Source organism: Pedobacter sp. UYEF25 (assembly GCF_054061655.1).
In genome coordinates this window covers 75,122-97,938 of the sequence record NZ_JBSSEL010000016.1, presented here as the reverse complement: position 1 = coordinate 97,938, position 22,817 = coordinate 75,122, and the positions used below count along the sequence as shown (strand labels likewise).

Below are 22,817 nucleotides of genomic sequence, written 5' to 3'. Positions count from 1 at the left end.
CCGGCCATGTACTGCGGCCGGTGCCCCCTTATACTCGCTTGCGCTACTTTGACATCTCTTGTAAGAACTTTTATTCGCTTAACCTCACGGCAGCTTTAATATATCTTCAACAGTTGTTAAACTGCTTAAATCTTCTGTTTTTCAACCCTTCCCGACATCCGCCGTTCCGGTCTCTTTTCCCTTCCCTTTCGGTTGGGAGTGCAAAGGTAGACAAGTTTTCCGATTCTGCAAGTCTTTTCTTGATTTTTCCGAAACTTTTTTCGGTTCCGGATGTCCTATACCAAAAAAACCTCCACTCACCTTTTCTTATCCTTTGTAATGCTCCCCCCAGATCCCCAAGCGGGATGCAAAGATAGAAAAAATAACCGCACACAGTCAAAACAACATCCAAAATAACAGGCATCTCCCGCAAAACCCTCTGACATAGCACCTTCTTTTTCACCGCCGCCCGTAAGGAACCCGAAAAGCCGCCCCCGGGAGAATTAAATTAATCCTTTTCCAGCCTTTAAAGGCAAAAAAAACAACAGTGAAAGACCCGGAAAACCATAGCAATAACCATAATGCGTACCTTATATAGGTATGATTGGGATAAAATCTTCAAAAATTTTTGATCATTTAATTCTATCATTGTAAAGCTTTAGCGCTCCAGAAGCATATATCGTACGCTCATAATGGTAAATAAAACGGAGACCTATATATATGTATACCTATTTAACTTTTGGTCTAAACCCATAAACTTGAAAAAAAATAATGGATTATAAAGCTGTTAAACAACAGCTGACTAAATCTTTTGAAATTAATATCCTATCGGCTACTAAAAATTAAAAATTTGGTTAGATTTGCCGAATTGTTCAAAACCAAAGAAAGAAAATTATTTTACAACAAACTATGCAAGGAAAAGGTTTTATTAAGTTTATAGCGATAGTATTGGCTATAGTTTGTGCCTACGCACTGTCATTTACACTTGTATCTAAAAGTGTAGAAAAAGACGCCAAAAATTTCTCGAAAGGCGATTTATTAAAGGAGAAAGCGTATTTGGATTCTATGAGTGGCGAAAAAGTTTACCCTTTGCTGGGTTTCACTTACCAAGAAGTAAAATCTAAGGAGATTAATCTTGGCCTCGATTTAAAAGGCGGGATGAATGTAACCATGGAAATTTCGCTAGCGGAATTGGTTAAATCCCTTGGAGATAATTCTACAGACCCAAATTTTAACAAAGCAATTCAACAGGCACAAGTGCAGTTAAATGCTGGTGGCAAAGATTTCATCAAGCTATTTGTTGACGATTTCGAAAAATTGAGCCCAGGCGTAAAGCTTGCTGAGTTTTTCTCAAATCAAGACAATGCCACTCAACTTAAATTGAATGCGAGCAATTCTGACGTTGAAAAATTCCTTTCTACAGAGGCAAAAAGCGCCATTGATAGGTCATTTATAATTCTTAGATCGAGAATTGATGGGTTCGGAGTGGTAAGCCCAAACATGCAGAAGCAAGAAGGAAGCAATAGAATTCTTATTGAAATGCCAGGGGTACAAGATAAGGAACGCGTGTACAAACTTTTGCAAGGGTCTGCAGAACTGCAGTTTTGGCAAGTATTCCAAATCCAAGAGGTGACTCCAGTGCTAGAGAATATTAACAAAGTAATAGCTGCAAACGAAAAAAACACCAACCCCATTAAAAGTGATACTGCTACTGTAGTTCCTGCAGCAGGAGGAAAATTAGCAGGTTTGGAGAAAACTGCGAAAGACACAAGTAAAACAGATAGTAAAATTGCAGGTTTAGGCAAGAAAGATTCGACTGCCATGCTTGCCCAGCAATCTAAAGCAAATCCTTTATTTTCTATATTAAGTGTCCCTACTTATCAAGGAGAAAATGGTCAACAACAACTTAGACCAGGTCCTATTGTTGGTTGGGTACAGCAAAAAGATACTGCAAAGGTAAATGCTTATTTTAAAATGCCATTGGTATCTGCCACTATTCCTTCTAACATGAAGTTTATGTGGAGCGTTAAACCGATGGAGAAAAGTAAGGTATTTGAGCTTTACGCCATTAAGGTAACAAATGCAGATGGTAAGCCAGATTTAAGTGGTGATGCAGTTAGCGACTCTAGGGCAGATTTTGATCAAAAAAATCAGCCTGAAGTAACCATGTACATGACAAGCGAGGGTGCTGCAAAGTGGAAAAAAATCACCGCGGATGCTTCTGCCGATGCTCAAAATAAGAAAGCGATTGCAATTGTGCTAGATAATGCAGTATATTCAGCGCCAACTGTTCAGAATGAAATCCCTAATGGTGTATCCTCCATTACAGGAAACTTTACACAAGATGACACAAAAGATTTAGCAAACATTTTAAAAGCTGGTAAACTACCTGCACCTGCACGTATTGCGGGTAGCTTTATTGTAGGACCAACTTTAGGCGCACAAGCCATACACGATGGCTTGATTTCATTCATCATTGCGTTCGTTGTAATTCTGGTTTTCATGTCGCTCTACTATCATAGAGCAGGTTGGGTTGCGAACTTTGCCCTCCTAATCAATTTGTTTTTCATTATGGGTATTTTGGTGTCGCTCGGTGCGGTGCTTACTTTACCTGGTATTGCGGGTATTGTACTGGTCATTGGATTATCAGTAGATGCCAATATTTTGATCTTCGAGCGAGTCCGAGAGGAGTTGGCCCATGGAAAAACAACTAATATTGCCATTAAAGAAGGCTTTAAACATGCAATGCCATCTATTATAGATAGTAATGCAACTTTATTTATTTTGGGCGCCATCTTATATGCATTTGGTAGCGGTCCGGTTCAGGGTTTTGCAACCACACTGTGTATCGGTATATTATCGTCTCTTTTTGCAGCAGTTGCCATCTCTAGGGTTATATTCGATTCATTGATAAACCGAAAGATTGAGGTAAGTTTCGATAACAAATTTACACATGATGCTTTTAGACATATTGCTTTTAATTTTGTTGGCCGAAGAAAGATTTATTATATGATCTCTACCGTGATCATCATCATGGGTACCATATTCTATTTTAAAAATGGCGGACTAAACTTAGGTGTAGATTTTAAAGGGGGACGAACTTATCTTGTTCACTTCGATAAAAACGTAAATACTGAAGACGTTAAAGCAAAACTAACACCTGTATTTGACAATGAAACCCCAGAGGTTAAAACAGCAGGTGGCGATGATCAAGTTAAAATTACAACTACTTACCACATTGCAGATCAAAGTACAAAAACAGACAAGCTGGTTGAAGACGCTTTAAAGAAGGGTTTAGTTAGTTTAGAGAACAAGTATGAGATTGTAAGTTCGCAGAAAGTGACCCCTATTATTGCAAGTGATATTGTAAACGGAGCATTTTATGCGGTACTCATTTCGGCGCTATTTATGTTTCTATATATTGTGGTAAGGTTTAAAAAGTGGCAATATGGACTTGGTGCTGTAATTGCGCTCTTTCACGATGTGCTGCTTGTACTTTCCTTTTATACCATTTTGGATGGCGTTATGCCATTCTCGTTAGAAATTGGACAGGATTTTATCGCCGCGATTTTAACGGTAATGGGTTATACCATGACAGAAACTGTGGTTGTGTTTGATAGAATTCGAGAGAAGCTGAAAGAAGCCGGCAAGGTTGATTTGCATGGTAAGGAACGAGAACACCTTATTAACTTTGCGTTAAACAGTACTTTAAGTCGTACGATCTTAACCTCATTAACGGTATTCTTTGTATTGTTGGTAATCTTCATTTTCGGTGGGGACAGCATTCGCGGATTTATTTTTGCCTTATTAATTGGTAGGATTATTGGAACTTATTCCTCACTTTGTATTTCTACCCCTATCGTGATCGATTTAGGTAGCTCTGCAGAAAAGAGAGCTTAAGACTCTTGAGATTAAAATTTGAGGCATCCTAATTTAGGATGCCTTTTTTATTGGCTTCCAGTCGTATTCCACATCATTTAATCCCGCTTTCAACAATCATGTCCCTGAAGCGATTTTTAAACCCAAAAAACGCTCTGCAACAAGCGACCGAAAAAATAGACGCGTCTTTTTTTTTGATTTACGAAAAAATCTTTACCAAGTGTAACTTGTAAATGCGAATCGACTCGCTCAAAAAAAAATCAATTTTTGTCTATTTAACAGAAGCGCAGTTTTTATGATCTTTAAACTTTTTATGCGTTCATTTGTTACGCAATTAAACAAAAATACATGGATTTAATTTTTCCAAAAACAGAAAACCCTAGAGTAGTTATTGTTGGTGGAGGGTTTGGCGGCGTTGCGTTAGCAAAAAAACTAGATAAAAAGAAATTTCAGGTAATCATGTTAGATAAACACAATTACCATACCTTTCAACCATTGCTTTATCAAGTGTCTACCGGTGGCTTGGAGGCAGACTCGATTGCCTTTCCCATTAGAAAAATATTTAAAGGACAGAAGAACTACATCTTTAGGGTAACTAAAGTAACCGAAGTAATGGCACAAGAAAAGCGGCTTATTACAGATATAGGCCTAATAAACTACGATTATTTAGTAATTGCTACAGGATCTGACACCAACTTTTTTGGAAACAAAGAAATAGAAGCAAATGCTGTACCGATGAAATCTGTGCCTGAAGCGCTCGATTTAAGGAGCATGATTTTACAGAATTTCGAAAAATCGCTGATAGAAAAAGATCCCGAGAAGAAAGATGCCCTGTTAAATTTTGTAGTTGTTGGAGGTGGTCCTACTGGTGTAGAACTTTCTGGCGCAATCTCTGAGTTGAAAAAACATGTTGTGCCGCAAGATTATCCAGAATTAGATTTAGATAAAGTAAACATTTATTTAGTAGAAAATTCTCCAGAACTACTTGGCCAAATGTCTACACAGTCGCAAGAAAAGGCAAAGAAATTTCTTGAGCAAATGGGTGTTACCGTCATGAATAATACTCGGGTTTTGGCTTATGATGGTTATAAACTAACCATAGCAGATAAAATGCCAATAAATACTTATACCGTCATCTGGAGTGCAGGTGTTAAGGGTGAAATTATACCTGGTTTAGACAAAGCAGAAGTGGTTAAAGGCGGTAAATTTATGTGCGACGAATACAATAAAGTTGTGGGTTACGATAACATTTATGCGATCGGCGATGTGTCTTCTATCGTTACAGAACAGCATCCGCACGGCTATCCTGGTGTTGCGCCAACAGCAATACAACAAGGAAAACATTTAGCTAAAAATTTGATTAAATTGCAAGCGCAGCAACCCATGGACAAATTTAGCTATTTTGATAAGGGCACCATGGCTACAGTTGGTAGAAATAAAGCAGTAGTTGACATTAAAAAAATTCATTTTCAGGGCATATTTGCATGGTATACATGGATGTTTGTTCATTTGATGACTCTCGTGGGTTTCAGAAATAAAATTATTGTTTTCGTAAATTGGGCTTGGAGCTACTTCAGCTATGATAGGGGGACAAGACTGATAATTCGTACTTTTGCCAAAGATAGAAGTATAGATTATCGAGGAAAACAGCCGCAGGAGGGTGAAACAAAACTGGAAGAAGAAAAAGAAGAACATGCATCAGCAGGACAGATATAAACTTATAGAGTGCCCAAGAGATGCCATGCAAGGCATTAAAACTTTTATACCAACCCAGACTAAGATTGAGTATATAAATCTTTTATTAAAAGTAGGTTTTGATACACTTGATTTTGGTAGTTTTGTTTCGCCGAAATCAATTCCACAAATGGCAGATACTTCCGAAGTGTTGGCCAGTTTGGATTTAACTCACAATAAAACAAAGTTATTGGCCATTGTGGCTAATATTCGCGGAGCGGAGGAAGCCTGTAAACACATCGAAATCGATTGTTTAGGTTACCCGTTTTCCATTTCAGAAACTTTTCAATACAGAAATACAAATGCAAGCATAGCCAAATCAGCGCAAACCGTAGACGCACTTTTAAATTTGTGCGATAAATTCAATAAAAATGCTGTAATTTATATTTCTATGGGATTTGGCAATCCTTATGGAGATGTTTGGAATTATGAAATTCTTGAAGAGTGGGCTGCAGCGCTTATCGAAAAAGGGGTGAAGACGATCTCTTTGGCAGATACTGTAGGTTCCTCGACGCCATCGCAAATAATGGAAATTATGCCTAAGCTCATAAACCGATTCAATAAAACTGAAATTGGCATCCATTTACATAGTACCGCAGATAATTCAGCCGATAAGATCGAAGCGGCTTACAATAGCGGCTGCTACCGGATAGACAGCGCATTAAAGGGCTTTGGTGGCTGCCCTATGGCAGAAGATCAATTAACCGGCAACTTAGCCACCGAGCAAGTCATTGCGTTTTTAGAAAAAATGGGGAAACCACTGTCGCTAAATGTCGATTACTGGAACAAAGCAATGGCTTTTTCATCCAACGTGTTTGTATGACAAAAGCGTTTTTGTGTAACAGTAATTTCTGTCGCGATTTTAATGACTCATCAAAGCATTTTTAACCTTTCTTGACCATTTTATAATGCATTATTCCAGCCTCTTCAAAAGAGCTGCCTTCAGAGATAAATCCAAATTTTGCATACAAGCTAGTTGCATCGAGTTGAGAATGTAAGTAAATGTACTTTGCATCTTTTGGTAGATCAGATAATGCTTCTGCAATAAGCGCTCTCCCAACACCATGCTTTCTAAACTCCTTTAACACTGCAAATCTTTCCAATTTATACCCTTTCTCTGTTTTACGCCAACGGCAAGCCCCTACAGGCCTACCATTTATGGTTGCTAAAAAATGCGTTGATTCGTCTTCATGCTCCCACTCCAACTCAGGCGGACAGCTTTGTTCTTGAACGAAAACCACATTTCGAATTGCAAAAACCTGATCTAATTCATCTACTTGGCTAACTTTTTGAACTTGTAAACTCATTTCTTCTGTCTGTATTTTTTATATAACGTAGCTTTCTTCTCATGTATATCTTGTGCGGCATCTATCGAATGAGAACAGAGAATATCACCATCTTTTTTAGCAAATTTCGCAAGCGCTGAATAAAATTTATGCAAATTATTCAGTTCGTCCTCGGTTAAATCTTCTATGTTTACCATACGATTACTAGCCCCATCAATCGCAGCAATTAATTCATTTAACTTTAATTGAATGGCTTTTCCATCTTTATTTTGCGATTTCTGAATGAGGAAAACCATTAAAAACGTAATGATGGTTGTCCCTGTATTGATCACCAGCTGCCACGTCTCAGAATATTTGAAAATTGGTCCGGTAATGCCCCAAATTATTACAATGGCTAGTGCAGATAAAAATGCTACTGAACTGCCTGTAAACTTTGTTGCCGCGTTTGCAAACTGTTCAAACAATCCGTTTTTTTTTAATTTGCTCATCACTTATTGGGATCAAGTCAATAATTCAACAAAGAAAAACGCCATAAGTTTTATAATCTTATGGCGCCTTAAAGTTAAATTTTGTTAAGCTGAATCCAAACTATTAATGGAATCATTTTTAAAAATTTTTCGTTACAACTTACTGTTTACATCGATACAATTTAAGTCTTCGAAAGCAGCTTTTAACCGAATTACAAATGTGTCTTCTGCTTTTCTCAACCATACGCGGGGATCATAGTATTTCTTGTTTGGCTTATCGTCGCCATCAGGATTTCCAATTTGTGCCTGTAAAAAAGCCTCATTTTTTTGATAATACCCTAAAATACCTTCCCAAAATGCCCATTGCATGTCGGTATCGATGTTCATTTTTACTGCACCATAAGAAATTGCTTCTCTTATTTCTTCTTGTGAAGAACCGGAACCGCCATGAAATACAAAATTTATAGGTTTTTCGGGCGAAAGATTTAACTTTTCCTTCACATAGTCTTGTGAGTTTTTTAGAATAACAGGCTGCAATTTAACATTGCCGGGCTTATACACTCCGTGCACATTGCCAAAAGCAGCAGCAATGGTAAACCTAGGAGATACTTCACTGAGTTTTTCATAGGCATAAGCAACCTCACTAGGTTGCGTATATAATTTAGAACTATCTACATCACTATTGTCTACGCCATCCTCCTCACCACCTGTAACGCCTAATTCTATCTCGATGGTCATATTCATTTTAGCCATCCTTGCTAGGTATTTCGCAGAAATTTCCATATTTTCTTCAATAGACTCTTCTGATAGATCTAACATATGAGAAGAAAATAACGGCTTTCCTGTTTCGGCAAAGAATTTTTCACCATGATCTAAAAGACCATCGATCCAAGGCAATAATTTTTTTGCAGCATGATCAGTATGTAAAACTACCGCAACACCGTAGTGCTCTGCAAGTAAGTGGACATGTTTGGCAGCAGAGACTGCTCCCAAAATACATGCTTGTAAATTATCGTTATTTAAAGATTTTCCAGCATAAAATTGCGCACCCCCATTCGATAACTGTATCATTACAGGAGAATTAACTGCTTTAGCAGTTTCCATAACCGCATTAACTGTATTTGTACCAGTTACATTTACTGCTGGTAAAGCGAATTGATGTTTTTTTGCTTCCTCGAACAATTCTTGGAGCGCATCTCCATACACAACACCTTTATAATCTTTTAAACTCATTTTTTTGTTTTTTGTTGAGCCCGAAGTTAAAAAAAAAAACAATAATCTATATATTACAGCACCTCGATCACAAAATTATCTATTTAAAATTTAGGATATGAAAGTACAGTGGAATGTTAACAAATGGTTATGTTAAAATAATTTTTCGTTTCTTTGTAGTCCAATTTTTGCAGAATACTATGACTTGGTTCAAGAGAGAAAATAAAGGCATTATTACCACTACCCAAGAAAAAAAAGAAGCTCCAGACGGCTTGTGGAACAAATGTCCAAATTGTAAAAAGGCACTTCATCTTGGCGAGTTACAAGAAAATAAATATGTTTGTCATTATTGCGATTATCATTTAAGAGTAGGTTCAAAAGAATATTTTGAAGTCCTTTTCGACGACAATGCATATACAGAATTATTTGAAAATTTAACTTCTGGAGACCCGCTTAAGTTTAACGACAATAAGCCATACACGGAGCGTATTGCCGAAAGTCAGAAAAAGACTGGCTTAAAAGATGCCTTACGCGTTGCTACCGGTAAAATAGAACATCAAGATTTAATTATCGCGTGTATGGATTTTACTTTTATTGGAGGATCTATGGGTTCTGTTGTTGGTGAAAAAATTGCCAGAGCGATAGATTATAGCATTAAAAATAGGGTTCCTTTTTTGATGATTTCTAAATCTGGTGGGGCACGGATGATGGAAGCAGCTTTCTCATTGATGCAAATGGCAAAAACATCTGCAAAACTAGCTTTGCTAGCCCAATCTAAAATTCCTTATATTTCTTTACTTACAGATCCTACAACAGGCGGTGTTACCGCATCTTACGCAATGCTTGGCGACATCAATATTGCAGAACCAGGAGCGCTGATAGGCTTTGCTGGACCTCGCGTGATCAAGGAAACGATTAAAAAGGATTTACCAAAAGGTTTTCAAACTTCAGAATTCGTTTTGGAACATGGCTTTTTAGATTTCATTGTAGATAGAAGGGCATTAAAATCGAAGTTGGCTTCTTTTATTAAAATGATGAATAACTAGCATTAGTTTGAATTTTGATCTTGAAAATACGGCGGCTTCTTCTACCAACCTTTCTATACATTCCAAAGATGAAAACCTTGTTTTTATCAAGCTGTTCGCTTTCCTATTTTGCTCGGCCGCTTTGTTTTGAGCCGCACATTTGCTGTAGATAAACCTTCATTTAACAAAACTGGCACTTCATCCTTTTTTCTCGAGAAAACTGTTTAAATCTCGGGTCGCGTTTTCATGTCTATCAACAAAAACATTGGAGTCTTAAGTACTGTTTGTAGTAATCCGATGTTTTCCCCAAGTTTTCGTTGCATAGACAAGTTTGTTGCCAAATTTCTCCACGAACAATCCCTATATTAGCAAGTCAGATAAACTAATTGTTATGAACAAAAAACTATGCTTAGCTGCATTTTTCTTGCTGCCGTCTACCCTTTTATTCGCCCAAAGTGATAAAGTTATCAATCAAATGGCAAAAGAAGCTCAGGAAAACTCCCAATTAGAGGGAATGGCGCACCAACTTCTTGATGTAGTAGGCCCCAGATTGGTAGGTACACCACAAATGAAATTGGCAAATGATTGGGCATTGAAAAAATATGCCAGCTGGGGGGTTTTTGCCAAAAATGAAAAGTGGGGCGAATGGAAGGCTTGGGAACGAGGCATCACACACATTGATTTAATAAGTCCGAGAGTTAGAAGTTTAGAAGGCACACAATTGGCTTGGAGTCCATCTACCAATGGAAAAGCAATAAACGCTGAAGCAATTGTATTGCCAGAAATTAAAGACAGCTTAGACTTTGTAAAATGGTTGCCGACAGTAAAAAACAAAGTGATCCTTATCTCCATGAGTCAAATTTCTGGTAGGCCAGAAAGCAATTGGCAAGAACATGCGACGAAAGAATTGTTTGAAAAATATAAAAAGGAAAAACAGGATTCCATGAAATCGTTTTACGGCAACATAGCAAAATCTGGTTTAAGCAATTCTAAACTAATTGGCGCCTTAGAATCTGCAGGCGCTGCTGCCATCGTGATAAACAATTGGTCGCAAGGATGGGGCGTAGATAAAATATTTGGCGCCAATACCAAAAAAATCCCAACCTTGGATTTATCGGTAGAAGATTATGGCCTCGTTTATCGCCTCGCAAAAAGTGGAGAAAAGCCGATGCTTAGAATAGATGCCGATTCAAAAGATTTGGGAACCGCGCCTACCTACAATACTATTGCAGAAATTAAAAGTAAGGAGAAGCCTAACGAATATGTGATGCTTTCTGCACATTTCGATTCTTGGGATGGCGCCAGTGGCGCAACAGACAATGGATCTGGAACAATTATGATGATGGAAACTATGCGGATTTTGAAAAAATTCTACCCAAATCCTAAAAGAACGATATTGGTTGGACATTGGGGTAGCGAAGAGCAGGGCTTAAACGGATCACGCGCCTTTGTTGAAGATCATCCAGAGATTGTAAACAACCTTCAAGCACTATTTAACCAAGACAACGGAACCGGAAGAGTGGTAAATATTGGTGGACAAGGTTTTGCGAAGTCAAAAGATTATTTGACGAGGTGGCTTGCAAAAGTACCTGATTCTATCAGAAATCAAATTAAAACTGACTTCCCCGGTGTTCCGGGCGCAGGCGGCTCGGATTTTGCTTCTTTTGTAGCAGTTGGTGCTCCAGGATTTTCTTTAAGTTCGACAAGTTGGGATTATGGAACTTATACCTGGCACACAAACCGAGACAGCTACGACAAGTTAGTTTTTGATGAAATTAAGAGTAATGTAGTATTGGCTGCGATTTTAGTCTACATGGCTTGTGAAGATCCAGAAAAAACTTCAAATGAGAAATCAACAGATTTGCCAATGAACAATAGAACCGGAAAACCAACAACGTGGCCCGAACAGCGAAAATCGACTAGAAAGGGAGGATTCTAATTCTACATTTTACAGATAAATCAAAAAGGAGTTTGCAATGCAAACTCCTTTTTGATTGGCAGTTTTATGTTTAACAAAATGACCGTATGATTTTGTTGTTTATTTATCCTCCGGTGCATCTTTCCGACCACGTTTGTAAATAACCAAACCATTTAGAAAGTTCCGTAAAATCTGATCGCCACAAAGCTTGTAATTTGGGTGATCCTCATTTCTAAAAATATCCCCTAATTCTGCTTTGGTTACTTTAAACCCTACCAAATTGCAAATTTCCATAATCTGATCTGTTCTTAAGGATAGCGCGACCCTAAGCTTCTTTAAAATATCATTGTTGCTCATAATTATTTGATTTCTTTTATCAAAAAGTTAAATAGTTACTTTCGAAATCACTCTAACTAGCAATTTCTATCTTAACTTTCTTTCCTTTAATCTTTTCTCCGCTCAACAGCGCTAATGTTTTCTCCACCTTCTTCTTTTTAATCGCAAGATAACTGGCTTTGTCTTTAACGTCTATTAAGCCCAAGTCTGATTTATCTAACTTTCCTTTCTGTAGAAACAGTCCTACAATATCAACTTTGTTAACTTTATCCTTTTTTCCAAACGATAGGTAAAGCGTTTGCCATTCCGTTTGCTCAAAAGGTTTTAAATTTTTTGGAAGTGAAAATTTCTTCATATCATTTGGTAAGAAATCGGCTTCCTCGCTTTGCGTAACAAACACAAATACGTTTCCATCGGCATGCATTCTAGCTGTTCGTCCGTTTCTATGCTCAAAAATATTTTTTGAGTGTGGCATTTGATAATGTATAATATTTTCAATTTCTGGAATATCTAAACCCCTAGATGCCAGATCTGTAGTGACGAGGACATTAACGGTGCCATTTTTAAATTTGAACAACGATTTCTCTCGCTCAATTTGCTCCATTTTACCATGAAAAATTTCATGCTCTACGTTTTTATCGAACAGAAAATCACTTAAATAAAAAATCGTTTCTCGTTCGTTACAAAATATAAGCGTTGGTTTTTCAGCTTTATGTGCAAGCAACTTTAAGAGTAATTCGTCCTTTGAAAGCGTGTTTGCATCAAGCGCATAAAAATTTATTTGAGGCACATAATCTTCAACTTTAGAAAAATCGAGCGTTTTTGGATTTGTCAACTTAATAAAGGAAGGCAATTTCCCCATTTTTGTAGCCGAAGTAAGTAGCCGTTGATTAAGTGTTATTAACCGGCTTACTATGTAAGCCATATCTTCCTCAAAACCAAACTCCAAAGACTTATCAAATTCATCCAACACTAATAGCGTTACGGCTCTAGGATCGAAGTTTTTTCGTTCTAAATGGAAAGCTATTTTACCTGGCGTACCGATAAGTACTGCAGGTGGAACTGTAAAGTTATTTTCTTCGATGCGAACAGAATGCCCGCCGTAACAGCAGCTTATTTTAAAATCGCTACCTAATTTTTTAAATACTTCTTCTATCTGCAAAGCAAGCTCTCTTGATGGAACAAGAATTATCGCCTGTATCTTGTTAATTTTTATGTCTAGCCGCTCCAAAAGGGGCAGCAAAAACGCCAAAGTCTTCCCAGACCCTGTAGGCGCGTTAAGAATTAAATCTCGTTTTTGATTTATTAGCTCTGCCGCAGCTATTTGTATATTGTTTAAAGAAGATATGTTTAACTTTGCAAGGGAGAATTGATTCATTTCAACTCAAAGGTAAACAATAATTAATTTTTGCGCCTAATTAAAAGATTGGGTTTATTTTTTCAACACAAAAAATTTTAATTTTTTTTCTAGCATCTCCATCATTTGTCCTTCCTTAGCAATACCGTTTGTAAGTCTTTTTTGCACAGATTTTACAGATTTCAAAAGTTTTCCTGTCCATTCGTCTGAAACTCTATAACACCTACTTCTCTGAAGTAACATTAGTTCTGCAATCATTTCGCTCTTCATCATAATTCTCAATTTTTTTACCTTCCCTCTAATCTAGGTATAATTATTATATATCAAAAGTAATCGAGACGCAAACATACGGCCACAGAAATTTACCGTTGCTCCTAACTAACCTGTTGACAATTAAATAATTGTTAGAAAAAAAAGACATTCAGCATTTCTATATTGCTAAACAAATAGCTTAAATTTAGCAAGAGGTTAGACAAACTACTTAGAAAATACATGGTATGATCTGGAAAAAATTTAGTGGAGAAACAATTAAAACTCCGATTTTGGAGGAAGTGGAACGCGCAATTGTTAGAGAAACCCGTAACGGCTATAAATTAAAAGTTTGCATCGGAACGGATTCCCAAGTTAAAGGAAACATTATAGATTTTGCTACCGTGATTGTGTTGGTACGTGAACATCATGGCGGTTTTATGTACATTAACCAGGATAAAAGTTCATTGCACATGACTATTAAAGAACGCATGCTTATGGAAGTCCAAAAATCTATTGAAACAGCTTATGCCGTGTGCAATTTATTAGATTTGTACGACGTAGCATTAGAAGTACACGCAGACATCAATACAAATCCATCATTTAAATCAAATAAAGCTTTAAATGATGCTATGGGATACATTTTAAGTATGGGGTTTATCTTTAAGGCCAAACCCGAAGCATTTGCCAGTTCTACATGTGCCGACAAAATGGTGCATTGATAAAAATATCAAATGATAAAAAAAATAATATTAGTTGCGATATGCACTTATTTTAGCATTGGAGCGATCGCTCAAACCGACCAAGATACTTATACAAAAGTTGGCGACCAAGTTCCGGCCTTTACCTTTCAAATTGACAAAGCAACAACCACCTCTATAGCTGCTTACAAAGGTAAATTAGTCCTTATAAATCTGTTTGCCACTTGGTGTCCGCCATGCAACACAGAACTGCCAAGGGCACAGAAAGAGATTTGGGAGAAATATAAGGACAATAACAATTTTTCTTTTTTAGTATTTGGTAGGGCCCAGAATTGGGATGTACTTTTGCCATATAAGGAAAAGAAAGGTTTTACTTTTTCGATTTTACCAGATGCCGATCGGACAATTTTTAGCAAGTTTGCCAAGCAATCTATTCCTAGAAACATTTTAGTGGACGCCCGTGGAAAAATCATCTATCAGTCTATCGGTTATAGCGCTGATGAATTTGATAGGTTATTAGATTTAATTGGGCAAAATCTAGACAAACCATCAACAAAATGAGCATTTATCTGTTATAGCGTAAAACCACTATTTTGAAGACATACCGTTTAGAATTCAGCCAAAAAGTCCCGATTGATATTGATAAAGCTTGGGATTTTTTTTCTTCGCCTTTAAATTTATCAAAAGTTACGCCAGCATCTATGGCTTTTGATGTAACTACGCCAAACATGGAACATACTAAAATGTATCCTGGTTTAATTATAACATATAAAGTTTCGCCCTTATTGGGCATTAAATTAGATTGGGTTACTGAAATAACCCATGTTAAAGAAAAGGAATATTTTATAGATGAGCAACGTTTTGGTCCATTTGCTTTTTGGAATCACAATCATCGTTTCGAACAAATTGAAGGTGGAACAATTATTCATGATTTATTACACTACAGCGTTGGTTTCGGCCCTATTGGGCGACTTGCAAACGCAATATCAGTGCACCACAAAGTTCAAGAGATATTTGATTTTCGATTTAAAAAGGTGGAAGAACTTTTTGGACTAATGAAATAATGCAATTATTTAAAGCGATTAGTGTTAATACATTCATTTACCAGTCAGACTTAATAACAACTTTTGGCGGAACAGATGCCGAAGAAGTAGACCGCTTTGCTGCCATAAATTTCTTTAATTCCTCGCCCAGTTGCTTAGCTTTTATGAAGGTTGCAGCTAAAATACCCTTCCACTCTGCAGCTTTTAGGTTGCTTGGATGGCTTTCTAACGGCTTTCCAAAATTTGTTTTTGGAACAAAGCTCCCATATCTGTCTCTAATGTAAGGCGTGTAAATAAAATCATCAAGCCAGAAACGATAACGACCGTCTTTGGCATTAAAATAAAATTTAAATGCTACTTCCCCACTCGGATGACTCGCAACCAAAATTGTTTTATCAATAATAATTTTACCTTCTGCGGCAAGCTTGTCGTTATCAATAGACGTAATTTTTAATTTTTGGTCATCACTTTTTTTTAAAAAAGTTTCTGCTTTCTGCATCAATTTGTCTTTGACCGCGCTAGTGTCTTTCACTACTTCATAATAAATATATTTATGATCATTGCTCATGGTGAGTAGCTCTTGCGAAGAGCCCGGTTGGGCAAGTAATAGGAAACAGATAAGTCCAAGTAATTTCATTTTTATTTAATAAAGCAAATACAAAGTTAATAGAAAAGCCGCCGAATTTCCGGCGGCTCTCTTATTCAATCCTCGAGACAAAGATTAAAATGCATAGACTGCAGCAAGCGAAAATTGACCTGCATTAGGTACTGACATCCCTCCTTTATCGAGAAACGGCTTTTCGCCACTATGGTCTAGTCTAACTTCCGGAATAAAAGTTAGTCCACCAGATTTTAGATTAGCAGTTAGCGTAACGGCTGTATAAGAAGACCCAGTCACATTGCCGTTATCTTTGGTTTTAAAATATTCTCCTCGCAAACCTACTGCTAGTGCATCAGTAAGAGCATATTGAGGATAAAGTGCAACTCCAGCATAACCACCTGCATCGTTGTTTGCATCATAATTGGCGGCATTTAACCCCAATTTAAATTTAGGATTGATTTGATAGGCTGTAGTTAAATCTTCGATTGTTCCATAGCCGTTTGGATCTGCACCAGAAAGTACGTTCAAGTAAGCTGTCCAACCCTCAACCGGAGAAACTGTTAATTGACCTCCAATACTAGACACTCCACGCGTTGCTTTATACACATTCCAATCATTAAACAACCCAGCCATTAGGCTTATTTTATCAGAAAATTTATAAGTGCCTTTAATTCCTGCGTTTTGAAATGGGCCACTGGTAAAAAGATAGGAAGTAGAGTAATTAAAATTGCCTACCGGCGATATTACTTCGTAACCGATAAAAGTTCCCATATAGCCCGCTGTCATTGAAAATTTATCGGTAAAATCATAGTTTACATATAAATTTTGAATGTGAAAGGATGAGTTTCCGTTTGCAGCATCAGGTATCGATTGTGATTGCCCCCTCGGGCCAAAAGAAAGTTCCCCAACAAAAGATGCTTTACCAGTTTTCTTTTTCAATGCTAAATCTAGCATTCCAAGCGAAACTGAGTTATGATCATTTGCAAAAGATGTATTAATGTTTGCTCCGCGCTGCGCAAAATCATATTTATAATACGTATCTACTGAGCCGGAAAATTCTAAGGGCGACGGCGTAGACTCTTGCGCCTGGGCTGCACAGGTAGCTATAAAAGCGGGAATAATAAGTAGAGATTTCAGTTTCATAAAAGCTTGGTTTAGTTTCTAATTGATTGAGTTTGTACTAATTTGATTTAATTAAAATTTTCGATTTCCTGACCGTTCGTTACGACCAGGGTTCCCTGAGAGTACTTTTCATTATGCTGTGTTGCATCTAGACCTTCTTCCTCATCTTCAGAACTTACTCTTATCGGCTGAATTAGGTTAATAAACTTAAAAATCGCGAAGGAAACAACGAAACTGAACAACACCACTATAACTACCCCTTTCAATTGAGTGAAAAAGAATTCAGGGTTTCCATAAAACCAACCGTCAACACCGCCACTATTCACAGTTTTGGTGGCAAAAATTCCGGTTAGCAACATCCCAACTATCCCACCGATTCCGTGGCAGGGAAAAACATCTAAAGCATCATCTAAACGTGTTTTTTGTTTCCAAGAAACGGCAAGGTTTGAAATGACCGATGCAATAACCCCAATAAATATAGAAGAAGGAATACTTACAAAGCCTGCCCCGGGAGTAATTGCCACGAGACCAACTACGGCGCCAATACAAAATCCTAACACAGACGGCTTTTTCCCTCTCGCAGCATCGAAGAACATCCAACCCAATCCTCCTGCACCCGCAGCGGTGTTTGTGGTTAAAAATGCCGAAACAGCTAAACTGTTAGCGCCAAGAGCAGAACCCGCATTAAATCCAAACCAGCCAAACCATAGTAAGCCAGTTCCGATTAATACATAAGGAATATTTGCGGGTGGAATTTCCCTATGTTCGATATGAGTTTTTCTACGTTTAAGTACAATTGCACCTGCAAGTGCTGCCATACCCGCTGAAATATGTACAACCGTTCCTCCTGCAAAGTCCAAAACACCCATTTTGAAAAGCATTCCCTCTGGATGCCATGTCCAATGTGCAAGTGGAGAATAAACAAATAGGGCAAAAAGAACAATAAATAAAATATAAGAGGTAAATCTAATCCGCTCGGCCACTGCACCAACTACCAATCCAGGAGTAATAATGGCAAACATTAATTGGAAAACTGCAAATAAAGATAGTGGAATGGTGGCTGCTAAAGGCCATGACGGACTAGAATTAACGCCATGGAAAAACAGATATGTCATTGGGTTCCCGATTAGACCATGAATGGAATCGCCAAAAGCGAGACTAAAACCCACAACTACCCACAATACGGTAATTACCCCAGCTGCAACCACGCTCTTTATCATGGTTGATAAAATATTCTTGCGATGAACCATGCCTCCATAAAAAAAGGCGAGCCCAGGAGTCATTATAAAAACTAGGGCCGTGGCAATAAGTACGAAAGCGATGTCTGGGCCGCTATATTTACCTTCATCAAAATTAGGCAACAAAGGAACAAAGAGCGCTGCAATTGCGAAAGCAGAGAGGATAGCAAAAGGACCCCATTGATTGAATAATTTTTTAGCCATAATTTTTAGTCTATCTAGTTGTTTATTTAAATTTCTGCTAAACTATAAATTAATTTTAATAAAAAATGGTAAATATTTGAATAAGCATCTGAAAAAAGAACAAATAACAGGTTTTTCATATAGTTATTGCCAAAAGCTGAATAAAAAGGAATATTTTAACCTTATAAAATGGATTATTTTTTAAAAAAACGGTTTTGTAAAATGAATAATTAATAAAGCACAAGAAATAAAAGCTAATTATATCTAGAAACAGAAATTTGAGAGAATATTGATTGCCAAACCTTAAAAATATTGCCTTTTATAGCTGTTTTCCTAATTCCCATCGCAAAAAAGTAAACGACGCTAATTACAAGAGACGCCGCAACGGAAACAATAATTGCAACCTTGGCAACACTTTGGAACTGCTCATTTTTAAACGCCAACATCCCTGTAAAAATAGACATGGTAAAACCGATACCAGCTAAGACTCCCATCCCTAAAATCTGTTTCCAGGAAGTGTTCTTAGGCAAGCTGGCCACTTTTAACGCAACCATAAGTCTGCTGAACAGGAAAATACCCAAAGGCTTACCTATCACCAAGCCCGCAACAACTCCCATAGCTAATGGACTTTCTAATGCTTTGCCAAATTCTTGCGGCATTAGTATCGCCGTGTTTGCTAAAGCGAATAAAGGAAGTATTAAAAAATTTACGTAGCCATGAATGGCTCGCTCTATTTGCGGCAAAATATTTATAGGAAGTGCAAAAGCGACTAATACCCCAGCGATGCTTGCCTCAACACCAGAGTTGAATATTGCAAACCATAACAGCAAGGACAAAACAATATGAATGGCGCCAAATTTTACTTTTGAATAATTTAGCATCAATAGACTGCCAAATAATAAACCTGCAACAGAAAGAAATATTAGGTTTAAATGCCCCCCATAAAACAAGGCTATAACCAAAATCGCTCCTAAATCATCGATAATTGCTAACGCCATAAGCAAGACTTTTAAAGCAATGGGCACCCGTTTCCCCAATAGAGAAGCAATTCCAAGAGAGAAAGCAATGTCTGTTGCTGTCGGTATTCCCCAACCCCTGGCATATCCCGTATGCACGTTTAAGGCAAGAAAAATAAGCGCGGGAACGATCATACCTCCTAAAGCTGCTCCGAAAGGTAATGAAGCCTTTTTAAACGTAGACAACTCTCCACTAATTACCTCACGCCTAATTTCCATCCCGGCCATCAGGAAAAAGAAAGCCATCAAAAAGTTATTAATCACACTTTTAAAATTTTCCGGTAGACTAACTATAGAATGTTCTGGATTCCAAGAAGAAGACCAAATAATTTTGTAAACGGATTGGAAGCTGGTGCTATTGGCTAAAAACAACGAAAGGATGGTGCAGGCAATTAACATCAGACCGGTAAATCGCGTATCGTTAATTAATAGTTTTAAGGGATTTAGTAACTTATCCATCGAAATTTATTTATCTGAAAACATCTGGATACCTAAAGTACCCAGATGCATAATTATCTAATCTACGTAGCCTCTAACACCCATTTCAGGAATATCCAATCCGCCAATTTCATCTTCTGGCTTTACCCTGATCGGGGTGATTTTATTTGATATTTTAAAGAAAAAGTACATCACAACAAAAACGAAAATACAGCAGGTAACAACACCTATCAATTCTGCAACAAACTGACCCGAATCCCCGTAAAACCAGCCAGTCACATTTCCTTTTACTCCGTTCCAACCGTCGCCATACGAACCATCTGCAAATAAACCTAGTGCCAAACAACCCCAGGCACCGTTTGCGCCGTGAACAGCAACAGCTCCAACGGGATCGTCGATTTTAAGCTTTACGTCAAGAAAGTTATAGACATATACTACTAAAATCCCAGCTATGGCACCAATTATTACAGACGATAACGAGTTTACAAAAGCACAGGGAGCGGTAATCGCTACAAGGCCGGCGAGCAGCCCATTACAAAGCATACCTGGATCTGGTTTTTTACCTTGAATATACAATACAATAAGAGTAGCCAATGTTGCCGCGGTTCCTGCCATCATGGTGTTTACAGCTACTATAGAAATCCTAAAGTCGTTGCCTGCTAGCGTAGATCCGGCATTAAAGCCGAACCAACCTAAAGCCAAAATGAATGTACCCAATAAAGCCATTGGTATATTGTGCCCCGGTATAGTATTAACAGAACCATCCTTGCCGTATTTGCCAATTCTTGGCCCAATAACTATTGCGCCAGCAAGTGCAGCAACACCACCAACCAAATGCACCACAGAAGATCCTGCAAAATCTACATGTCCATGGCCTAAACCGAAGTTAGTTCCTAAAGAAGCCAACCAGCCGCCTCCCCACACCCAATTGCCGTAAATCGGATATACAAACATTGAGATAAAGAAACCAAAGATTAGAAAAGATTTAAAAGACCATCTTTCTGCCATTGAGCCAGTTGGAATAGTTGCTGTTGTATCCATAAATACCATTTGGAACAAGAATAAAGCATATACGCCTACATCATAAACCTTACTATTTAAGAAAAAACCTGCATAACCTATAATCCCAAAATCATGCCCCAAAATTGACACTACATATTCGTGGGGAATAACTCCGGGAGCGCCACCCAGACTTGCGGCATTTAAACCCCCTCCAAACATGAAGGCGAACCCACATATCCAAAAACCCATCATTCCTACGGCGTATACTAAAAAATTCATGCCCATGGTATGTGCAACATTTTTCTTTTGGGTAAATCCAGTTTCAACAAGGGCAAAACCCGCCTGCATAAACATTACCAAAAACCCTGCAATTAGCGTCCACATAATATTCGTGGCAATTTTATTGTGCCCTACAGCGGCAGCCACTTCGGCTGAAGTAGGAGATCCGGGCTTAGCTGCTGCAATATCTGTTATACCACCAGTATGAGCACCGGTTGGATCTTGAGCAAACACACTACTAAAACTAAAAACAAAGATAATTAGCACTAAAAACATACCGTAGTATAGGTATGAAGGAATTTTTTTTGGTAAATTTCTTAATTTCATAACGATTTTTTAGGTTAAATGATATTATATTTAAAATACTAGTTTATTTAATTACTATTTTCTATAAAAATACAATTTATTGTAAATAATAATGAAATAAAAAATCAAATTTAACAAAATAATATTTTTTAACTAAAAAAATAATTAAAAATCACTAATAAATAGATAAAAATAGCTTTATAATAACTTATTTTTATAAAAATTATCGAATAATTAGATAAATATAATTTAAACTGATTATTTAATTTAGAAAGATCAATAAAAATGGATATAAAAAAGAAAATCCCATAAAAATATGGGATTTAAGGGCAATATTAAATTTTTTATACGTTTTTATTCAAATTCAGAACCTTGAATAATACCTTTTTTTTCTAAAGCTTTATCTATATAACTCTGAATGGCAGATTTATTTAATCCCCAATTGGGCGCAATAAGTAGATCCCAATCAGAAATACCGAAAAGCCGCTGAATTACAATGTCGGGTCGCAATTTTGGAATTAACTTAGATAGCAAGTCAGTATACTCCTCGAGCGAGAACAGTTTGAAGGGGTGTTTTTTATACTTTGCTCCCATTATCGAACCTTCTACAATATGTAAATGATGAAATTTAACAAATTTAATTTGCGGAAATCGGTTAATTTCATCAATATAGGCCAACATCATTTCTTCGGTTTCCCAAGGAAACCCAAAAATGGTGTGTACACAAAGATCCAACTTAGAATTGTCCAACAACTTTACTGCCGCAATAAATTCTCCATGGCTACAACCTCTATTTATTTGATTTAATGTCTCATCGTATATAGACTCCATGCCCATTTCAATATCGACATCAAATCTATCAGAATAACTTTCTAAAAGCGCTACTTTTTCCGCATCAATACAATCTGGTCTGGTTCCTACAGAAAACCCAACAACATCTTCAGTGTTTATGGAAAGTGCTTCATCATACATCATTTTTAAATAATGTACCGGCGCATAGGTATTGGTATTAGGCTGGAAATAAACGATAAACTTATCTGCTCGGTAAAAACTTTTGCCGCGCGCCATTCCCTGCTCTAGTTGTTCTCGTATTGTTGGTAATTTTCTAGAAAGCTCGGGAGTAAAAGAATCGACATTACAGTAAGTACATCCGCCGTAACCTTTGCTTCCATCTCTATTTGGACAAGTAAAACCTCCGTCAACAATTACTTTGAATACGCGTTGACCTTTGTATTTCTCGCGCAGATGCAACCCATAATTGTTATATCCTTTTATACCTAAATCTACTTGTGTGCCCATTTCATGCAAAAGTAAGCAAAAAAGACGACCTCGTCGAATGGCCATAAATAGGAACTTCTCAAAAACGTATAAGCAGGATATTTTAACTAAAAGCCCTTCAAAACAATTTAGCGGACAAGATAAACCATTTGAGTTGTAGAAAAACAT

At 37.3% G+C, this 22,817-nt stretch carries 20 protein-coding genes; 8 read left to right on the top strand and 12 right to left on the bottom strand.

The annotated features are described in order from the left end of the window. Positions 1-888: 888 nt before the first annotated feature. From secDF to ACVWYG_RS14875, 3 genes are all read left to right on the top strand, one after another. Positions 889-3,879: a protein translocase subunit SecDF gene (secDF, locus tag ACVWYG_RS14885; protein WP_457271084.1), complete on the top strand. Its 2,991-nt coding sequence runs from the start codon at positions 889-891 to the stop codon at positions 3,877-3,879. A gap of 327 nt (positions 3,880-4,206) precedes the next feature. Beyond that, positions 4,207-5,574, top strand: coding sequence for an NAD(P)/FAD-dependent oxidoreductase (locus ACVWYG_RS14880; RefSeq protein WP_457271082.1), 1,368 nt, complete (start codon positions 4,207-4,209; stop codon positions 5,572-5,574). Continuing rightward, on the top strand, positions 5,552-6,415 hold the full coding sequence (locus ACVWYG_RS14875; RefSeq protein ID WP_457271081.1) for a hydroxymethylglutaryl-CoA lyase: 864 nt from the start codon (positions 5,552-5,554) through the stop codon (positions 6,413-6,415). Before ACVWYG_RS14880 ends, ACVWYG_RS14875 begins: the two co-directional genes overlap by 23 nt. 61 nt (positions 6,416-6,476) lie before the next feature. Here ACVWYG_RS14875 and ACVWYG_RS14870 read toward each other — a convergent pair whose 3' ends face one another. The 3 genes from ACVWYG_RS14870 to fbaA all read right to left on the bottom strand — a co-directional run bounded on the left by ACVWYG_RS14870 (position 6,477) and on the right by fbaA (position 8,578). Then, entirely contained in the window at positions 6,477-6,899 is a 423-nt protein-coding gene (locus ACVWYG_RS14870; RefSeq protein ID WP_457271080.1) for a GNAT family N-acetyltransferase, read from the bottom strand. Further along, on the bottom strand, positions 6,896-7,366 hold the full coding sequence (locus ACVWYG_RS14865; protein ID WP_457271078.1) for a low affinity iron permease family protein: 471 nt from the start codon (positions 7,364-7,366) through the stop codon (positions 6,896-6,898). Before ACVWYG_RS14865 ends, ACVWYG_RS14870 begins: the two co-directional genes overlap by 4 nt. A 132-nt stretch (positions 7,367-7,498) precedes the next feature. Continuing rightward, the gene (fbaA, locus tag ACVWYG_RS14860; RefSeq protein ID WP_457271076.1) at positions 7,499-8,578 is read right to left on the bottom strand and encodes a class II fructose-bisphosphate aldolase; all 1,080 of its coding nucleotides are present in this window, start codon (positions 8,576-8,578) and stop codon (positions 7,499-7,501) included. Between the two features lie 179 nt (positions 8,579-8,757). Here fbaA and accD point away from each other — a divergent pair, with 179 nt between their 5' ends. Next, positions 8,758-9,603 (top strand): acetyl-CoA carboxylase, carboxyltransferase subunit beta, encoded by an 846-nt coding sequence (gene accD / locus ACVWYG_RS14855; protein ID WP_457271074.1) that lies wholly within the window; start codon positions 8,758-8,760, stop codon positions 9,601-9,603. Positions 9,604-9,973: 370 nt separating this feature from the next. Further along, a complete protein-coding gene (locus tag ACVWYG_RS14850; protein WP_457271072.1) occupies positions 9,974-11,521 on the top strand; it encodes a M20/M25/M40 family metallo-hydrolase in 1,548 nt (515 codons plus the stop codon). Between the two features lie 99 nt (positions 11,522-11,620). On the opposite strand, the gene ACVWYG_RS14845 is transcribed toward ACVWYG_RS14850, so the two are convergent. Genes ACVWYG_RS14845 through ACVWYG_RS14835 form a run of 3 tightly spaced genes read right to left on the bottom strand, consistent with a single transcriptional unit; the run spans position 11,621 to position 13,466 of the window. Beyond that, the gene (locus ACVWYG_RS14845) at positions 11,621-11,857 is read right to left on the bottom strand and encodes a DUF1456 family protein (RefSeq protein ID WP_457271070.1); all 237 of its coding nucleotides are present in this window, start codon (positions 11,855-11,857) and stop codon (positions 11,621-11,623) included. Positions 11,858-11,909: 52 nt separating this feature from the next. Further along, positions 11,910-13,214 carry a DEAD/DEAH box helicase gene (locus tag ACVWYG_RS14840; protein ID WP_457271068.1) on the bottom strand — a complete coding sequence of 435 codons (1,305 nt, stop codon included), beginning with the start codon at positions 13,212-13,214 and terminating at the stop codon, positions 11,910-11,912. Between the two features lie 54 nt (positions 13,215-13,268). Further along, complete coding sequence (locus tag ACVWYG_RS14835) at positions 13,269-13,466, bottom strand: hypothetical protein (protein ID WP_457271066.1); 198 nt, start codon at positions 13,464-13,466, stop codon at positions 13,269-13,271. Between the two features lie 224 nt (positions 13,467-13,690). Here ACVWYG_RS14835 and ACVWYG_RS14830 point away from each other — a divergent pair, with 224 nt between their 5' ends. The 3 genes from ACVWYG_RS14830 to ACVWYG_RS14820 are packed head-to-tail and all read left to right on the top strand — an operon-like array spanning position 13,691 to position 15,207. After that, positions 13,691-14,164, top strand: coding sequence for a ribonuclease H-like YkuK family protein (locus tag ACVWYG_RS14830; RefSeq protein WP_457271064.1), 474 nt, complete (start codon positions 13,691-13,693; stop codon positions 14,162-14,164). A 12-nt stretch (positions 14,165-14,176) separates the two neighbouring features. Further along, positions 14,177-14,704, top strand: a complete 528-nt coding sequence (locus ACVWYG_RS14825; protein WP_457271062.1) for a TlpA family protein disulfide reductase — start codon at positions 14,177-14,179, stop codon at positions 14,702-14,704. 32 nt (positions 14,705-14,736) lie between these two features. Further along, positions 14,737-15,207: an SRPBCC family protein gene (locus tag ACVWYG_RS14820; RefSeq protein WP_457271061.1), complete on the top strand. Its 471-nt coding sequence runs from the start codon at positions 14,737-14,739 to the stop codon at positions 15,205-15,207. A gap of 37 nt (positions 15,208-15,244) precedes the next feature. On the opposite strand, the gene ACVWYG_RS14815 is transcribed toward ACVWYG_RS14820, so the two are convergent. From ACVWYG_RS14815 to ACVWYG_RS14790, 6 genes are all read right to left on the bottom strand, one after another. After that, the gene (locus ACVWYG_RS14815; protein ID WP_457271060.1) at positions 15,245-15,823 is read right to left on the bottom strand and encodes a DUF4468 domain-containing protein; all 579 of its coding nucleotides are present in this window, start codon (positions 15,821-15,823) and stop codon (positions 15,245-15,247) included. 84 nt (positions 15,824-15,907) lie between these two features. Continuing rightward, positions 15,908-16,930, bottom strand: a complete 1,023-nt coding sequence (locus tag ACVWYG_RS14810) for a porin (RefSeq protein WP_457271059.1) — start codon at positions 16,928-16,930, stop codon at positions 15,908-15,910. A 47-nt stretch (positions 16,931-16,977) separates the two neighbouring features. Then, complete coding sequence (locus ACVWYG_RS14805; RefSeq protein ID WP_457271058.1) at positions 16,978-18,351, bottom strand: ammonium transporter; 1,374 nt, start codon at positions 18,349-18,351, stop codon at positions 16,978-16,980. A gap of 233 nt (positions 18,352-18,584) precedes the next feature. Then, positions 18,585-19,805: a Na+/H+ antiporter NhaA gene (gene nhaA, locus ACVWYG_RS14800; protein WP_457271056.1), complete on the bottom strand. Its 1,221-nt coding sequence runs from the start codon at positions 19,803-19,805 to the stop codon at positions 18,585-18,587. A 57-nt stretch (positions 19,806-19,862) separates the two neighbouring features. Continuing rightward, positions 19,863-21,392, bottom strand: coding sequence for an ammonium transporter (locus ACVWYG_RS14795; RefSeq protein WP_457271055.1), 1,530 nt, complete (start codon positions 21,390-21,392; stop codon positions 19,863-19,865). Between the two features lie 333 nt (positions 21,393-21,725). Further along, positions 21,726-22,670 (bottom strand): TIGR01212 family radical SAM protein, encoded by a 945-nt coding sequence (locus ACVWYG_RS14790; RefSeq protein WP_457271053.1) that lies wholly within the window; start codon positions 22,668-22,670, stop codon positions 21,726-21,728. Between the last annotated feature and the right edge of the window lie 147 nt (positions 22,671-22,817).

Bases quoted from the DNA above. Each gene is read 5' to 3' on its own strand.
- ACVWYG_RS14845 (WP_457271070.1), bottom strand. From the start codon at position 11,857: ATGAGCAACAATGATATTTTAAAGAAGCTTAGGGTCGCGCTATCCTTA.
- ACVWYG_RS14850 (WP_457271072.1), top strand. From the start codon at position 9,974: ATGAACAAAAAACTATGCTTAGCTGCATTTTTCTTGCTGCCGTCTACC.
- nhaA (WP_457271056.1), bottom strand. From the start codon at position 19,805: ATGGATAAGTTACTAAATCCCTTAAAACTATTAATTAACGATACGCGA.
- ACVWYG_RS14825 (WP_457271062.1), top strand. From the start codon at position 14,177: ATGATAAAAAAAATAATATTAGTTGCGATATGCACTTATTTTAGCATT.
- ACVWYG_RS14870 (WP_457271080.1), bottom strand. From the start codon at position 6,899: ATGAGTTTACAAGTTCAAAAAGTTAGCCAAGTAGATGAATTAGATCAG.
- ACVWYG_RS14840 (WP_457271068.1), bottom strand. From the start codon at position 13,214: ATGAATCAATTCTCCCTTGCAAAGTTAAACATATCTTCTTTAAACAAT.
- ACVWYG_RS14805 (WP_457271058.1), bottom strand. From the start codon at position 18,351: ATGGCTAAAAAATTATTCAATCAATGGGGTCCTTTTGCTATCCTCTCT.
- ACVWYG_RS14830 (WP_457271064.1), top strand. From the start codon at position 13,691: ATGATCTGGAAAAAATTTAGTGGAGAAACAATTAAAACTCCGATTTTG.
- ACVWYG_RS14810 (WP_457271059.1), bottom strand. From the start codon at position 16,930: ATGAAACTGAAATCTCTACTTATTATTCCCGCTTTTATAGCTACCTGT.
- ACVWYG_RS14795 (WP_457271055.1), bottom strand. From the start codon at position 21,392: ATGAAATTAAGAAATTTACCAAAAAAAATTCCTTCATACCTATACTAC.
- secDF (WP_457271084.1), top strand. From the start codon at position 889: ATGCAAGGAAAAGGTTTTATTAAGTTTATAGCGATAGTATTGGCTATA.
- ACVWYG_RS14865 (WP_457271078.1), bottom strand. From the start codon at position 7,366: ATGAGCAAATTAAAAAAAAACGGATTGTTTGAACAGTTTGCAAACGCG.
- ACVWYG_RS14835 (WP_457271066.1), bottom strand. From the start codon at position 13,466: ATGATGAAGAGCGAAATGATTGCAGAACTAATGTTACTTCAGAGAAGT.
- ACVWYG_RS14880 (WP_457271082.1), top strand. From the start codon at position 4,207: ATGGATTTAATTTTTCCAAAAACAGAAAACCCTAGAGTAGTTATTGTT.
- accD (WP_457271074.1), top strand. From the start codon at position 8,758: ATGACTTGGTTCAAGAGAGAAAATAAAGGCATTATTACCACTACCCAA.
- ACVWYG_RS14790 (WP_457271053.1), bottom strand. From the start codon at position 22,670: ATGGGCACACAAGTAGATTTAGGTATAAAAGGATATAACAATTATGGG.
- ACVWYG_RS14815 (WP_457271060.1), bottom strand. From the start codon at position 15,823: ATGAAATTACTTGGACTTATCTGTTTCCTATTACTTGCCCAACCGGGC.
- fbaA (WP_457271076.1), bottom strand. From the start codon at position 8,578: ATGAGTTTAAAAGATTATAAAGGTGTTGTGTATGGAGATGCGCTCCAA.
- ACVWYG_RS14875 (WP_457271081.1), top strand. From the start codon at position 5,552: ATGCATCAGCAGGACAGATATAAACTTATAGAGTGCCCAAGAGATGCC.